We start from the raw sequence: 14,317 nt of genomic DNA, 5'->3' as shown, positions 1-14,317 counted from the left end.
CAGACGCGAAACAGCCGAAATTGCGATCACATTGGGCCATTCCAGTGCTCTACGGCGAGTGATCTTGCACCCGAATGGACGCAGGCTCAGGCGAGCTGGACGAGTTCGAGGTAGTCCGCCGACCAGTGGTCCTCGGTTCCGTCGGGGAGCAGGATGACCCGCTCGGGCTCCAGCGCCTCGACCGCACCCGGGTCGTGCGTCACCAGGACGACAGCACCGGCGAAGCTGCGCAAGGCGTCCAGGACCTGGGCCCGGCTGGCCGGATCGAGGTTGTTCGTGGGCTCGTCGAGCAGCAACACGTTGGCAGCACTGGAGACCAGGCCCGCCAGCGCGAGCCGGGTCTTCTCGCCGCCGGAAAGCGTGCCGGCCGGCTGGTCGAGTTGTTCGCCGGTGAAGAGGAACGAGCCGAGCAGGTTCCGCAACTCCTGCGCTCCGGTGTCCGGAGCGAGATGTCGGATGTTTTCCCACACCGACGCGTCATGATCAAGAGTTTCGTGCTCCTGTGCGTAATACCCCAAACGCAATCCGTGACCCGGAACGACGGATCCGGTGTCCTGGGTTTCCATTCCGCCGAGCAGCCGGAGCAAAGTCGTCTTTCCCGCGCCGTTCAGCCCGAGTACGACAACCTTCGAACCGCGGTCGATGGCGAGATCGACGCCGGTGAAGATTTCCAGCGAGCCGTACGACTTCGAGAGGCCCTCCGCGGTGAGCGGGGTGCGGCCGCAGGGCGCGGGCTCCGGGAACTTGATCCGGGCGACCTTGTCCGCCTGGCGGGTGTCCTCGAGCGAGGACAGCATCTGCTCCGCGCGGCGCGCCATGTTCTTGGCCGCCACGGCCTTCGTCGCCTTCGCACCGAGCTTCGCGGCCTGCTGCTGCAGCGCCGACGCCTTCTTCTCGGCGTTGGCGCGCTCGCGGCGGCGGCGCTTCTCGTCGGTGGCGCGCGCGTCGAGGTAGCGCTGCCAGCCCATGTTGTACAGGTCCAGCTCGCCGCGGGTGGCGTCGAGGAACCAGACCTTGTTGACCACGTCGGCCAGCAGCTCGACGTCGTGGCTGATCACGACCAGGCCGCCGTCGTGCTGCTTGAGGAAGCCGCGCAGCCAGTTGATGGAGTCGGCGTCGAGGTGGTTGGTCGGCTCGTCGAGCAGCAGGATCGTCTCGGACTTGCCGCCGGCGCCGGCTTCGGCCGCGGCGAACAGGATCCGCGCCAGCTCGACGCGGCGGCGCTGACCACCGGAAAGCGTCTGCAGCGTCTGCGCGAGGACGCGGTCGGCGAGGCCCAGGTTGGAGCAGATCCGCGCGGCTTCGCTCTCCGCGGCGTACCCGCCGAGGGAGGCGAAGCGCTCTTCGAGCCGGGCGTAGCGGTTGATGGCCTTGTCGCGCGCGGCGTCGTCGACGAGCTCGGCCATCGAGGCTTGCGCCTTTTCCATGTCGCGCATCAGCTTGTCCAGACCACGCGCGGAGAGCACACGGTCCTTCGCCGTGACCGAAAGATCGCCTTCGCGCGGGTCCTGCGGCAGGTAGCCGAGCTCGCCGGTGCGGCGGACGTCGCCCGCGTGCGGCTCGCCTTCGCCGGCGAGGACCTTCAGCGAGGTGGTCTTGCCCGCGCCGTTGCGGCCGACGAGACCGATGCGGTCGCCGGGCTGGATGCGGAGGGTGACGCCGTTGAGCAGGATGCGCGAACCCGCGCGCAGCTCAAGGCCGGTGGCCGTGATCAAGGGAAACTCCCGTGGAAAAGGGGCGTACGGAGGACAGCGTCAAGCGGCCGCTCGGGCCGCGGCGTCACTCCAGCTGAATATCCACGAAGCCCAGTGTACGGGGCAGCGTCGAGCACTTTTCCCCGGACGTGCGCAGGCTCACCCGTCGTGCAGCGTGATCAGCACGGACAGTGCCCGCACCGCGGCTTCGTCGAGGACGGCCCGGCTGGGCTCGCCGACGTCCAGGACCCGGGGCTCGGCGCGGGCGAACAGCGGCGCCAGCCGGCGGTCCTCCCGCAGCTCGTCGAGGGCCCGCCGGTCGCCGCCTAGCACCACGGCGTCCACTTCGGACAACCGCGGGACCAGCACCTCGAAGGCGTCTTTCGCCGCGTCCTGCAGCGCCTGCCGGACCTGCCCCGCGCGACGCCGGGCGAAGCGCTGCTGCGACCAGCCACCGGCCGCCGAGCGGCCCTGGACGAGGTGGCGGTCGGTGCGGGAGACCTCGATCCGGCCGTCGCGCGCGATGCCGACGCTGTGGCTTCTGCGCCGCACCACCACGAGCGCGAGGCGTCGCGGCACCAGCGCGTGGGCGACGAGCCCGGCCACCGACGGTTCTCCGAGGGGGCCGAACGGGACAGTGGCGGTCGCGGAGCTGCCGTCGGCCGCGATCACCCGGACGTGTGGCGTTCGGTGCGTCCAACGCACCCAATGTGGCGTTCGGTGCGTCCAACGCACCGAACGCCACATTGGGTGCGTTCAACGCAACCAACGCCACATTGGGGCGCTTCAGGTCTCGTCCAGCCGGCTTTCCAGCGCGTCCAGCCGGTCCGACCAGAACCGGCGGTAGGGCGCCAGCCAGGCGTCGACCTCGGCCAGGGGCTCCGGGCGCAGGGCGTAGCACCGCTTCTGCGCCGCGACCCGGACCGTCACCAGCCCGGCTTCGCGCAGCACCCGCAGGTGCTTGGACACCGCGGGCTGGCTGAGCGCCAGCTCGTCGACCAGCTCGCCGACCGAGCGCTCGCCGTCGCGCAGCAGGTCGAGGATGGTCCGGCGCCGGGGTTCGGCGAGGACGTCGAAAGTCTGCATCACCCCTGAAATGTGCTCCGCCGGGCATATTCCTGTCAAGGAATGTGGATCTGCCATGGTCTGAACCATTGACCTAGTGGTCTAGTCCACTTACGGTGAGTGTGGTCCCCACCACTCCGGCACCGTCGCCGTGAGTAATTCCCGGGAGGGAGAACGCATGTCCCGTTTGCGCAGGAAGAGCTTCTCGGCCCTGCTGGCCGTGGCGGCCGCCGCGGGCCTCGTCGCGGGCGGCGCGACCGCCCCGGTGGCCGCCGCCGCGACCGAGAACGCCCAAGCCTCCGTCGGCAAGGTGGTCGGCTACTTCACCGAATGGGGGGTTTACGACCGCAACTACCACGTCAAGAACATCGAGACGTCGGGTTCGGCGAGCAAGCTGACCCACATCAACTACGCGTTCGGCAACGTGACGAACGGCGGCTGCGCGATCGGCGACGCCTACGCCGACTACCAGAAGACCTACGACGCTGCGGGCAGCGTCGACGGCGTCGCCGACACCTGGGACCAGCCCCTGGCCGGCAGCTTCAACCAGCTCAAGAAGCTCAAGGCCAAGCACCCCGGCCTGAAGGTCCTCTGGTCCTTCGGCGGCTGGACCTGGTCGGGCGGCTTCGCGCAGGCCGCGAAGAACCCGGCCGCGTTCGCGAACTCCTGCTACAACCTGGTCAACGACCCGCGCTGGGCCGGCGTCTTCGACGGCATCGACATCGACTGGGAGTACCCCAACGCCTGCGGCCTGAGCTGCGACACCAGCGGCGCGGCGGCGTTCAAGAACCTCCTGGCGGCCCTGCGCGCGAAGTTCGGCTCGAAGCTGGTCACCGCGGCGATCACTGCCGACGGCACCAGCGGCGGCAAGATCGACGCGGCCGACTACGGCGGCGCGGCGCAGTACGTCAATTGGTACAACGTGATGACCTACGACTACTTCGGCGCCTGGGCCGCGCAGGGCCCGACGGCTCCGCACTCGCCGCTCACCAGCTACGCGGGCATCCCGACCGCCGGTTTCTACTCCGACGCGGCGATCCAGAAGCTCAAGAGCAAGGGTGTCCCGGCGAGCAAGCTGCTGCTGGGCATCGGGTTCTACGGCCGCGGCTGGACGGGCGTCACGCAGAGCGCCCCGGGCGGCACCGCGACCGGCCCGGCGCCGGGCAAGTACGAGCAGGGCATCGAGGACTACAAGGTGCTCAAGACGTCCTGCCCGGCGACCGGCACGGTCGCGGGGACCGCGTACGCCAAGTGCGGCAGCAACTGGTGGAGCTACGACACCCCGGCGACCATCGCGGGCAAGATCTCCTACGCGAAGACCCAGGGCCTGGGCGGCGCGATGTTCTGGGAGCTCTCGGGCGACACCACGAACGGCGAACTGATCACCGCCGTCGCGAAGTGACGACCCCCGGTGCGGCCGGCCGCCGGCCGCACCGGGGCTCATACCGCCCCCGCGGGTGGGTGCTCCGCCGTCGCGCGCAGCAGTTCGCCGAGCACCCCGATGTCCACATCGGACAGCCGCTTGAACCGGACGCAGCTCTTCCCGACCGAAACCTTCGGGCGGCCTCGCCCTAGGTTTCGGGGGCACGAGCCGACGTTCCGGCTGACCGGCGGCCGGACGGTCGCGTCCGCCGTCTTCGCGCCGGTCCCGCTCGAGCCCCGGACGTGCCGGACCCCGACGAGGCCGGAGTGGCGCACGCTGCGGGATCGGTGCGAGCAGGACGATCATCTCGTCGTGTCCGGCGCGGTGGTCCTCGTGCGGGAGTCGCCGGTGCCCCCGTTTATCGTCGTCGGCGTGAAGTTCAGCGGATTCGGCGAGTACGCCGTCGACTTCTTCGACGGCCTCGTGGAGGACAACTCCAAGCCCTACTGGGACGACCACGTCGAGACCTACAAGTCCGACGTCCGCGCGCCGATGGAAGCGCTGCTGGCCGAGCTCGCCCCCGAGTTCTCCGACGGCTTCGGCGAGCCCAAGGTGTTCCGCCCCTACCGCGACGTCCGCTTCGCCAAGGACAAGACGCCGTACAAGACCCACTGCGGCGGGGTGATCGAGCAGGGCCGCGGCGGCGGCGCCTACTACGTCGAGGTGGGTCCCGAGGGCCTGCGCGTCGGCGGCGGCTGCTTCTACCTCGCTTCCGACCAGATCGCCCGGTTCCGCAAGGCGGTCGACACGGAGCTGCACGGCGAAGCGCTGCGGAAGATCCTCGCCAAGCTGGAGCGCACGGGCTGGGAGGTCAAGGGCGACCGCCTGAAGTCGAAGCCGCGCGGGTTCGCCGAGGACCACCCGCGCCTCGACCTGCTGCGCTACCGCTCGGTGTACGCCGTGCGCGGCTGGGAGCCCGACGACGTCCTACACGAGCGAGGTGCCTTCGACCGCGTCCGCAAGGCCTGGCGGCAGCTGCGCGAGTTCAACGAGTGGGCCCGCGACCGGGTCGGCCCGAGTGAGCGGCCGCGTCGCTAGCGTGATCTGACGAGGCAGGTTCTGAACATCTTCTTGAACATTCGGGATCGGTACAGACGAACGCGCGAAGAGGGTCTACGCTATGTGGACGTGAGCCGACGCGCGAAGATCGTTTGTACCCTGGGCCCTGCCACCGCGACCCCGGAGAAGATGCGGGCCCTGGTGGATGCCGGCATGGACGTGGCCAGAATGAACTTCAGCCACGGCAGCCACAGCGACCACAAGCAGGTCTACGACCTGATCCGGGCCGCCGCCGCGGAGAGCGGGCGGGCGGTCGGCATCCTCGCCGACCTGCAGGGTCCGAAGATCCGCCTGGGCACCTTCGCCGGCGGGCCGGTCGAGTGGCACAACGGCGACATCGTCCGGATCACCGTCGAGGACGTCGCCGGCACCCACGACCGCGTCTCGACCACCTACAAGGGCCTGGCGAAGGACGCCAAGCCCGGCGACCGCCTGCTCGTCGACGACGGCAAGGTCGGCCTGGTGGTCAAGGGCGTCGAGGGCCCGGACGTCGTGTGCGAGGTCACCGAGGGCGGCCCGGTCAGCAACAACAAGGGCGTCTCGCTGCCCGGCATGGACGTCTCGGTGCCGGCGCTGTCCGACAAGGACATCGAGGACCTCGAGTTCGCGCTCGAGCTGGGCGTCGACTTCATCGCCCTGTCCTTCGTCCGCTCGCCGGCCGACATCGACCTGGTCCACCAGGTGATGGACCGGGTCGGCAAGGGCCGGCTGCCGGTCGTGGCCAAGATCGAGAAGCCCGAAGCCGTCTACAACCTCGAAGCCATCGTGCTGGCCTTCGACGCGGTGATGGTCGCCCGCGGCGACCTCGGCGTCGAGCTGCCGCTGGAGCAGGTCCCGCTGGTGCAGAAGCGCGCCATCCAGATCTGCCGCGAGAACGCGAAGCCGGTCATCGTCGCGACGCAGATGCTCGAGTCGATGATCAACAACTCCCGCCCGACCCGCGCGGAGGCGTCCGACGTCGCGAACGCGGTGCTCGACGGCACCGACGCGGTGATGCTGTCCGGCGAGACCAGCGTCGGCCGCTACCCGATCGAGACCGTGCAGACGATGGGCCGGATCATCGAGGCGGTCGAGACCGACTCGCCGATCGTGCCGCCGTTGTCGCACGTCCCGCGCACCAAGCGCGGCGTCATCTCCTACGCCGCCCGCGACATCGGCGAGCGGCTCAACGCGAAGGCCCTGGTCGCGTTCACCCAGTCCGGTGACACCGTGCGCCGCCTCGCGCGGCTGCACACCCGGCTGCCGCTGCTGGCGTTCACCCCCGAGGAGTGCGTGCGCAGCCAGCTGTCGATGACCTGGGGCACCAACACCCGGATCGTCCCGCAGGTCAGCTCCACCGACCAGATGATCCAGCAGGTCGACCACGCGATGCTGGAGATGGGCAAGTACCAGAAGGGCGACCTGGTCGTCATCGTGGCCGGTTCCCCGCCGGGCACCGTCGGGTCGACCAACCTGATCCGCGTGCACCGGCTCGGTGAAGACGACCACGCTTGAGAGACCGACCGCTCAGTATGCACGTATGGTCCTGACATGACTGAAATGGCCAGGACGGCCGCCACCGAACTGGAGCTTCCCGGTGGCGGCCAGCCGGTGCTCGACCGCCTGATCGCGCTGCTCGACCTCGAAAAGATCGAAGAGAACATCTTCCGCGGGGTCTCGCCGGCCCACTCGCCGGTGCGGGTGTTCGGCGGCCAGGTCGCCGGCCAGGCGCTGGTCGCGGCCGGGCGCACGGTCCCCGAGGAACGCCGGGTGCACTCGCTGCACGCGTACTTCATCCGCGGCGGCGACCCGAGCGTGCCGATCGTCTACGAGGTCGACCGGATCCGCGACGGCCGGTCGTTCACCACCCGCCGGGTGGTGGCGATCCAGCACGGCAAGGCGATCTTCTCGCTCTCGGCGTCGTTCCAGAAGGACGAACCGGGCATCGAGCACTCCGAGGTCATGCCGGAGGGCGTGCCGGCGCCGGAGACGCTGCCGACGCTGATGGAGCGCGCCGAAGGGTACGCGATCGGCGCGCACGCCCGGCCGCGGCCGATCGACCTGCGGTACGTCAACGAGCCGCCGTGGGTCACCCGGGAGACCGGCGAGCGGCCCGCGCGCAACCAGGTGTGGATGCGCGCCGACGGCAAACTGCCGGACCAGCAGCTGCTGCACGTCTGCGTGCTGACCTACGCCTCGGACATGACGCTGCTGGACTCGGTGCTCGCCCGCCACGGCGTCTACTGGGACACCGACAAGGTGCTCGGCGCCAGCCTCGACCACGCACTGTGGTTCCACCGGCCGTTCCGCGCGGACGAGTGGTTTCTCTACGACAGCGCCTCCCCGACGGCGTCCGGCGCCCGCGGCCTGGCCGCCGGCCGGTTCTTCGCCCAGGACGGCACGCTGATCGCCACGGTCGTCCAAGAAGGACTCCTGCGCGTGTTGTGAGGTTCGCCGGGAAATCACCCTCACGGGCGACCAATTGCCCGAATATCCGTCCCCGGAATAGGGCATTCGACCCGGGTGAGGAGCCCGGGACCGATCGGGGGACAGCCCCGGACTCCTCCGTCCGATGATCGCGCGGCACTCCGCGCGGTCATCGTCTACCCTGCTCAGAGGCCGGTCTAAGCCACGGCTGGCCGACTGACAGGCGCCCGACGCAGTGCAGGGTGCGAGGATACAAGAGCATTCTGCAAATTGCAGATCCGGCGCCGGAATCGACTCGTTGTTAATGCTCCACCGACTCCGCGCCCGGATGGTTGGATACAGGTAGCACTCGACATCCGGAGGTGCCGCGATGGCAAGGGGACAGAGCCCCACGGTCCGCCGCCGGCGGCTGGCGGGGGAGTTGCGCCGGCTCCGCGAGGCCGCCGACCTCACCATCGACGAGGTGGGCGAGAAGCTCGAGTGCTCGGCGTCGAAGATCAGCCGCATCGAGACCGGCCACGTCGGCGTCACCCCGCGTGACGCCCGGGACATGCTCGCCCTCTACGGCATCACCGGCGACGAGCAGGAGGCGCTCGTCCAGCTGGCCAGGGAGGCCCGCAAGCGCGGCTGGTGGCACGCCTACAACGAGGTGTTCACCGGCACCTTCGTCGGGCTCGAAGCCGACGCCAGCTCGCTGCGCGCGTTCCAGGCCCTGCTGGTGCCCGGGCTGCTGCAGACCGAGCGGTACGCCCGCGCGGTGATCCGCGCGCTGCGGCCGGACGCCGAGGACGCCGAGATCCGCCGCCGCGTCGCCGCCCGGATGGCCCGGCAGGAGCTGCTGTCCGAGACCCCGCCGCCGGAGTACTGGGCGGTGATGGACGAAGCCGTGCTCCGCCGCGTGGTCGACAGCCCCGAAGTGATGGCCGAGCAGCTCTACCGGATGGTCGCCGTCGCCGAGAAGCCGAACGTGACCATCCAGGTCGTGCCGTTCGGGGCCGGCGCGCACCCCGGCATGGAAGGCCCTTTCCTCATCATGGGCTTTCCCGAGCAGGCCGACCCGGACGTCGTCTACGTCGACGACAGCACGTCCAGCGGTCTTTACCTGGAGGAACCCACAGACGTGCGGCGCTACGGGCTGATGTTCGACCATCTGCGCGCCGCCGCACTGAAACCGGACGACTCGGTGAACCTGATCGCCGAGGCGGCCGGACGGTTCGCCGAACAGGCGGCCGTACCGGGTCCGGTGCACCATCCGGAACCGAGGACACAGTAAGGGAGTGGGGACCATGGAAGCAGAACTCTCCGGGGCGCGGTGGCGCAAGAGCAGCCACAGCGGCGGCGGCAACGACTGCGTCGAGGTCGCGTTCGTCGAAGGCGGAGCCGCGGTGCGCGACTCGAAGGACCCCGAAGGGGGTGCGTTCCGCCTGCCCGCGTCGGGCTGGCGGGGGCTGCTGGCCGCGGTGCGGACCGGCGGCCCAGCACGCGACTGAGCCCTCTGAAGAAGACCCCTTACCCCCGCCGAGCTGGGCTCGACCGGGAGTAAGGGGTCTTTTCGCGGCCAGGCGTACGTGATCACCCGATGCCCGGGGCGGCACCTCAGGACGAATCTGAGTGCTACCAACCGCCAGGGACAGGGGAACACGATGCACAGCGATCTGATGCTCGACGCAGTCCGGGCCGAAGCGGCCTACCGGGCCGAGGAACTGCGGAAGGCCGGGCGCAGCGCCTGGGCCGCCCGCGCCCGCCGCGTCGTCCGCCACGTGCGGGCCACGCGCACCGACGTCGACGTACCGAAGCAGGAGCGCCGGGAAGCCGCGCGGGCGACCGCCGAAACCGCCCGGTAAGGGGCGGCGAGATGGTGTCGATGGCGATAAGCGGTCGGAAACTGTCGGTGGGGTGAGCAACAATGCTCCTCGTGCCCCGACTCGGCTCCGGAATCCCGCTCGTCGCCCGTACCCACGAGATGCGGCGGCTCCGCGCCGCCTTCGCCAGGGCCGAACGTGGCGAAGCCGGCGCGGTGCTGCTCTCGGGGGACGCCGGGGTCGGCAAGACCCGGCTGCTGACCGCGCTCGCCGAGCACGTCGCCGGCGGCAGTGGGCTCGTGCTCACCGGCCGCTGCATCGACGTCCGCGAAGGCGGTCTTCCTTATCTTCCGTTCGCCGAGGCGCTCGCCCCGCTGGGCAGCGCGACGGATCCGGCGGTCGCCGCCGCGGTGCGGGCCCGGCCCGCCCTCGGGCGGCTGCTGCCGCAGGGGCAGGGCCTCGAGGAGCCCCGGGCGGCCGAACACCCGCCGATGACCTCCAACGACCGGGAAACCATGGTGCGGCCCCGGCCGGAGCAGGATCTCGGTCAGCTGCAGTTGTTCGACGCGGTACTGGGGGTGCTGACCGAGATAGCGCAGGCGCGCCCGGTGGTGATCCTCCTGGAGGATCTCCACTGGGCCGACGCCTCGACCCACAACCTGCTGTCCTTCCTGCTCAGCCGCCTGCGGGCGCAGCGGCTGCTGGTCGTGGGCAGCTACCGCGAGGAAGACGTCCACCGGCGGCACCCGCTGCGCGGCCTCCTCTCCGAACTGGTCCGGCTCGCCACGGTCGAGCGCGTCGACCTGCAGCCCTTCGGCGCGGCCGACGCCCGCCGGTTCGTCGAGGCGCTGGCGGACGAGCCGCTGCCGCCGGACGTCGTGGCCGACATCGTCAGCCGCTCCGAGGGCAACCCGTTCTTCGCCGAGGAGCTGCTCGCCACCAAGACCGAGTGCAACGACCTGCCCGCCGGGCTGGCCGAGGTACTGCTGTCCCGGCTCGAGCGGCTCTCGCCGGACGCCCGGCGGGTCGCGCGGGTGATCTCGGTGGCCAACGAGCCGGTCATGCACGGCGCGCTCGCCGAAGTCTCCGCGCTGGGGGAACTCGAACTCGACGAGGCACTGCGCGAAGCCGTCCAGCACCACGTGCTGGTCGTGCTCTCGGACGGCTCGTACACGTTCCGGCACGCGTTGCTGCAGGAAGCGGTGTACGGCGACCTGCTGCCCGGGGAGCGGTCACGCACGCATGCGGCGTACGCGGCGCGGATCAAGGCGCGTCCTCAAGGGCGCGGCCATGACGCGAAGCTGGCCTACCACTCGATGCAGAGCAGCGATCTCGCCACCGCGTTGCCGGCGTTGCTGCGCGCGATGGACGAAGCCGAGAAGCTCGGCGCGCCCGGGTCGGCGCTTCAGCACGTCGAACAGGCGCTGTCCATCTGGGACGCCGTCACGCCGGCGGACCGGCCCGAAGGGGTCGACGAGCTGCAGCTGCTGTACGAAGCGTCGTACTTCGCGGGGACGTCCGGGGAGCCCGAGCGGGCCGCCGCGTTCGCCCGCTCCGCCACCCAGGCGCTGACCGGCGAGATCCCGAACGACCGGGCCGCGAAGGTGTGGCGGCGGCTGGCGGACGCACTGCTGGCGTTGGAAGGCACCCTGGACGAGGCGGTCGCCGCCATCGACCGGGCCTGGGACCTGGTCAAGGACACCGAGCCCAGCTCCGCGCGCGCCTGGGTGCTCGCCAGCCGGGCCGGCTTCCTCCGGATCCTCGACCAGCCCGAGGCGGCGCTGGACAGCGCGCTCACCGCGGTCGCCGACGGGCAGGCCGTGGGCGCGACCGGAGCCGAGGCGTCCGCGCTGGTCACCCTGGGCACGCTGGCCGACTCGCGCGGCGATGCCGCCGAGGCCCGGGAGCGGCTGCGCCAGGCCCAGCGCAAGGCGCGTGAGGTCGGCGCGTACAACACCGAGATCCGCGCGACCTACTTCCTGGCGCTGAGCCACGACGACCAGGGCGACTTCGCCGCGGCGCTGGAGCACGCCTCCCACGGCGTCGCGCGGGCCGAGGAAGCCGGGCTGAGCTGGAGCGTCTACGGGCTCGAGCTGCGGGCGCGGCAGCTGATGCTGCGCTACCTGATGGGCGACTGGCCGGACGAGAGCGCCGGCCGCGCCGGGCGCGGGGTGTCCAGCGCGGTCGCCGCGCGGATCCTGGCCATCTGGTCGCTGTTCGTCGTCGCGCGCGGCCGGTTCGGCGAGGCCGAGAAGCTGCTGTCCGGGCTGCGGCAGCACTGGACGGCGGACATGCAGATCCCGCTGTCGGCCGGGGGCGCCGGCATCGAGCTGGCGTACTGGCGCGGTGACCACGCCGGCGCCGTGCGCCAGGCCGAAGACCTGATCGGCTGGCTGGAGCGGATCGAACCCGCCCTGCTGGCCGGCATCCGGGTCGCCGCGCTCGGCGTGTCCGCCGCGGCGAGGGTGGCCGCCGACGCCCGGCTCCACGGCGACCAGGCCGCCGCCGGAGCCGCGGTGGCGGCCGGCGAACGGCTGCTGGCGCACGGCCGGATGTGCTCGGTCGCCGGCCAGCCGCGCTCGGGGACGCTCGGGCCGGAGGGCCGCGCCTGGCTGGCCCGCCTGGAGGCGGCGGCGACCTGCCTGTCCGGTCGGGGCGACGCGGACAGGTGGGCGGCCGCGGCGGAGGCGTTCGGCTACGGCGCCGTCTACGAGCAGGCGATCTGCCGCTGGCACGAGGCGGAAGCCCGGCTGGCGGCCGACTCCGACGCCGGCACGGCCCTGGAGGCGGCCCACGCGGTGGCGGTCCGGCTCGGCGCGATCCCGCTGCGCGACGCGGTCCGCGACCTGGCCCACCGCGCCCGCATCGAGCTGGACGGCGTCGAACCGGCACCCCCGGCCCGCACGGTCACCGACCCCCTGACCGACCGCGAGCGCGACGTCCTCGAGCGCGTCGCCCTCGGCCGCACGAACCGCCAGGTCGGCGAAGAGCTCTACATCAGCGAAAAAACGGTGAGCGTCCACCTGTCCCGCGTGATGGCCAAGCTCGGCGCCAGTCGCCGCGCGGAAGCCGTCGCCATCGCCTACGACCGAGGCCTCCTCACCGCCCCCACCGCCGAACACGCGTGACGGAAGCCGGAACTCACGTGATTGGAGCCGGAACTCACGTGATTGAGGCCGGATCTCGCGTGATTCGGGCCGTTACGGCTTCAATCACGCGAGTTCCGGCTCGGATCACGCGAGTTACGGGTCAGCGGGGGAGGCGGCGGAGGGCCTTGAGGCCGAACGTCATGCCTCGGGACCACAGCGAACCCGGGACAGCGCGGGGCGGGCGGAGGGCGAGGCCGCGCTGGAGCGCGATCGACTGGGACTCCGTGTACTTCAGCAGGCCCTCGGCGCCGTTGCGGCGGCCGACGCCGGAGTCCTTCATCCCGCCCATCGGGACGCCGACGCTGCCGAACGTCGCCGCGTAGCCTTCGTTCACGTTGACCGTCCCGGCCTTCAGCCGCGCCGCGACCTCCCAGCCCGCGCGGCCGTTGCGGGACCACACGCTGGCGTTGAGCCCGAACGGCGTGTCGTTGGCCCGCTCGATCGCGTCCGTGACGTCGGTGTAGCCGTAGATCGACACCACCGGCCCGAACGTCTCCTCCGCGAACGGCAGCATGTCCGGGGTGACGTCCGAGAGCACCGTCGGCTCGTAGAACAGCGGGCCGAGGTCGGGTCGCGCGCGGCCGCCGGTGAGCACCGACGCGCCCTTCGCGCGGGCGTCCTCGACGTGCGCCGACACCGCCGCGAGCTGGTCTTCCGACGTCAGCGAGCCCATCTGGGCGTGGTAGTCCAGCGCGCCGCCGAGCCGCACCGCCGCGGTCCGGGCGACGAACGCGCGGGTGAACTCGTCGCGGATGTCCTCGTGGACGTAGATCCGCTCGACCGACACGCACAGCTGCCCGGCCGAGGAGAAGCACGCCGTCACCGCGCCCGTCGCGGCCTTCGCGACATCGGCGTCGGGCAGCACGACCATCGGGTTCTTGCCGCCGAGCTCCAGCGAGTACGACGTCAGCCGCTTCGCCACCTGCCCGGCCAGCTCCTTGCCGGTCGGCGTGGACCCGGTGAAGCAGAGGTAGTCCGATTCCTCGACCAGCGCGGTGCCGATCTTCGAGCCCCGGCCGAGCACGATCTGCCAGGTCCCGGCGGGCAGCCCGGCCTCCTCGGCGAGCTCGTGCAGCCACAGCGCCGAAAGCGCGGTCTGGTTGTCCGGCTTCTGCACGACGGCGTTGCCCGCGGCCAGCGCCGGCAGGACGTCCATCGCGGTCAGGGCCAGGGGGTAGTTCCACGGCGAGATGATCCCGACGACGCCCTTGGGGTGCCGGACCTCGCCCGCGCGGGTCAGGCCGGGGATGACGCCGGCGACCCGGCGGGGCGCGAGGATCTTCGCCGCGTGCTTGCCGTAGTAGGCCGCCACCAGCGCGGTCGCGCTGACCTCGTCGAACGCGTCGAGCCGCGCCTTGCCGGCTTCGACCTGGACCAGGTCGAGCGCTTCGTCCTGCCGCGCGAGGACGAGGTCGTGCAGCCGGGTGAGGACGCGGGCGCGTTCGGCGGGGGAGCGGTCCGCCCACGGCCGCTGGGCCGCCCGGGCACCGTCGAACACCGCGCGGACGTCGGCGTCGGTGGCCTGCGGGAGGGTGGCGATCGGCAGCCCGGTGAAGGGCGCCCGCATCCGGATCGGCGCCGAGTCCGCGCCGCCCCGGACGCGGGCGACGAGCTCAGCCGCCCGCTTCGAGCTCGGCGCTCCGGCGACGCCGCCGATCGTCGGCGGCAGCGAGGTGTCTTCGACCGCGTTCGCGGGGGTCGTGCTGGTCATGACGTCTC

The 14,317-nt window shown here is 71.4% G+C and carries 12 protein-coding genes and 1 pseudogene; 8 read left to right on the top strand and 5 right to left on the bottom strand.

The window, feature by feature from the left end; all coding sequences use genetic code 11:
* Positions 1–86: 86 nt before the first annotated feature.
* From ACWEF6_RS13465 to ACWEF6_RS13455, 3 genes and pseudogenes are all read right to left on the bottom strand, one after another.
* Entirely contained in the window at positions 87–1,715 is a 1,629-nt protein-coding gene (locus tag ACWEF6_RS13465) for an ABC-F family ATP-binding cassette domain-containing protein (protein ID WP_310977090.1), read from the bottom strand.
* Between the two features lie 138 nt (positions 1,716–1,853).
* Positions 1,854–2,390, bottom strand: a pseudogene (locus tag ACWEF6_RS13460) (acVLRF1 family peptidyl-tRNA hydrolase); the annotation flags it as partial.
* Between the two features lie 90 nt (positions 2,391–2,480).
* Entirely contained in the window at positions 2,481–2,780 is a 300-nt protein-coding gene (locus ACWEF6_RS13455) for an ArsR/SmtB family transcription factor (protein ID WP_449683170.1), read from the bottom strand.
* Positions 2,781–2,937: 157 nt separating this feature from the next.
* Here ACWEF6_RS13455 and ACWEF6_RS13450 point away from each other — a divergent pair, with 157 nt between their 5' ends.
* Positions 2,938–4,161: a glycoside hydrolase family 18 protein gene (locus ACWEF6_RS13450; protein WP_449683169.1), complete on the top strand. Its 1,224-nt coding sequence runs from the start codon at positions 2,938–2,940 to the stop codon at positions 4,159–4,161.
* A gap of 38 nt (positions 4,162–4,199) precedes the next feature.
* Here ACWEF6_RS13450 and ACWEF6_RS13445 read toward each other — a convergent pair whose 3' ends face one another.
* Positions 4,200–4,457 carry a hypothetical protein gene (locus ACWEF6_RS13445; protein WP_449683168.1) on the bottom strand — a complete coding sequence of 86 codons (258 nt, stop codon included), beginning with the start codon at positions 4,455–4,457 and terminating at the stop codon, positions 4,200–4,202.
* 97 nt (positions 4,458–4,554) lie between these two features.
* On the opposite strand from ACWEF6_RS13445, the gene ACWEF6_RS13440 reads away from it, so the two are divergent.
* The 7 genes from ACWEF6_RS13440 (at position 4,555) to ACWEF6_RS13410 (ending at position 12,577) form a co-directional block, all read left to right on the top strand.
* A complete protein-coding gene (locus ACWEF6_RS13440; RefSeq protein ID WP_310976319.1) occupies positions 4,555–5,220 on the top strand; it encodes a DUF2461 domain-containing protein in 666 nt (221 codons plus the stop codon).
* A 90-nt stretch (positions 5,221–5,310) separates the two neighbouring features.
* Positions 5,311–6,735: a pyruvate kinase gene (gene pyk / locus ACWEF6_RS13435; RefSeq protein ID WP_449683167.1), complete on the top strand. Its 1,425-nt coding sequence runs from the start codon at positions 5,311–5,313 to the stop codon at positions 6,733–6,735.
* A 36-nt stretch (positions 6,736–6,771) separates the two neighbouring features.
* The gene (tesB, locus tag ACWEF6_RS13430; protein WP_449683166.1) at positions 6,772–7,668 is read left to right on the top strand and encodes an acyl-CoA thioesterase II; all 897 of its coding nucleotides are present in this window, start codon (positions 6,772–6,774) and stop codon (positions 7,666–7,668) included.
* Positions 7,669–8,017: 349 nt separating this feature from the next.
* Entirely contained in the window at positions 8,018–8,920 is a 903-nt protein-coding gene (locus tag ACWEF6_RS13425) for a helix-turn-helix domain-containing protein (protein WP_449683165.1), read from the top strand.
* 13 nt (positions 8,921–8,933) lie between these two features.
* A complete protein-coding gene (locus tag ACWEF6_RS13420) occupies positions 8,934–9,137 on the top strand; it encodes a DUF397 domain-containing protein (RefSeq protein WP_310976315.1) in 204 nt (67 codons plus the stop codon).
* Between the two features lie 153 nt (positions 9,138–9,290).
* A complete protein-coding gene (locus tag ACWEF6_RS13415; RefSeq protein ID WP_449683164.1) occupies positions 9,291–9,491 on the top strand; it encodes a hypothetical protein in 201 nt (66 codons plus the stop codon).
* Positions 9,492–9,553: 62 nt separating this feature from the next.
* The gene (locus tag ACWEF6_RS13410) at positions 9,554–12,577 is read left to right on the top strand and encodes a helix-turn-helix transcriptional regulator (RefSeq protein ID WP_449683163.1); all 3,024 of its coding nucleotides are present in this window, start codon (positions 9,554–9,556) and stop codon (positions 12,575–12,577) included.
* A gap of 121 nt (positions 12,578–12,698) precedes the next feature.
* On the opposite strand, the gene ACWEF6_RS13405 is transcribed toward ACWEF6_RS13410, so the two are convergent.
* Positions 12,699–14,309 carry a succinic semialdehyde dehydrogenase gene (locus tag ACWEF6_RS13405; protein ID WP_449683162.1) on the bottom strand — a complete coding sequence of 537 codons (1,611 nt, stop codon included), beginning with the start codon at positions 14,307–14,309 and terminating at the stop codon, positions 12,699–12,701.
* Between the last annotated feature and the right edge of the window lie 8 nt (positions 14,310–14,317).

Source organism: Amycolatopsis sp. NPDC004772 (genome assembly GCF_053601215.1).
Note: the sequence above shows the minus strand (reverse complement) of the source record. Positions and strands in the feature narration are given on the sequence as shown.

Coding starts and splice junctions, on each gene's coding strand:
- ACWEF6_RS13415 (WP_449683164.1), top strand. CDS start 9,291: ATGCACAGCGATCTGATGCTCGACGCAGTCCGGGCCGAAGCGGCCTAC.
- ACWEF6_RS13405 (WP_449683162.1), bottom strand. CDS start 14,309: ATGACCAGCACGACCCCCGCGAACGCGGTCGAAGACACCTCGCTGCCG.
- ACWEF6_RS13420 (WP_310976315.1), top strand. CDS start 8,934: ATGGAAGCAGAACTCTCCGGGGCGCGGTGGCGCAAGAGCAGCCACAGC.
- ACWEF6_RS13425 (WP_449683165.1), top strand. CDS start 8,018: ATGGCAAGGGGACAGAGCCCCACGGTCCGCCGCCGGCGGCTGGCGGGG.
- ACWEF6_RS13455 (WP_449683170.1), bottom strand. CDS start 2,780: ATGCAGACTTTCGACGTCCTCGCCGAACCCCGGCGCCGGACCATCCTC.
- tesB (WP_449683166.1), top strand. CDS start 6,772: ATGACTGAAATGGCCAGGACGGCCGCCACCGAACTGGAGCTTCCCGGT.
- ACWEF6_RS13410 (WP_449683163.1), top strand. CDS start 9,554: ATGCTCCTCGTGCCCCGACTCGGCTCCGGAATCCCGCTCGTCGCCCGT.
- ACWEF6_RS13450 (WP_449683169.1), top strand. CDS start 2,938: ATGTCCCGTTTGCGCAGGAAGAGCTTCTCGGCCCTGCTGGCCGTGGCG.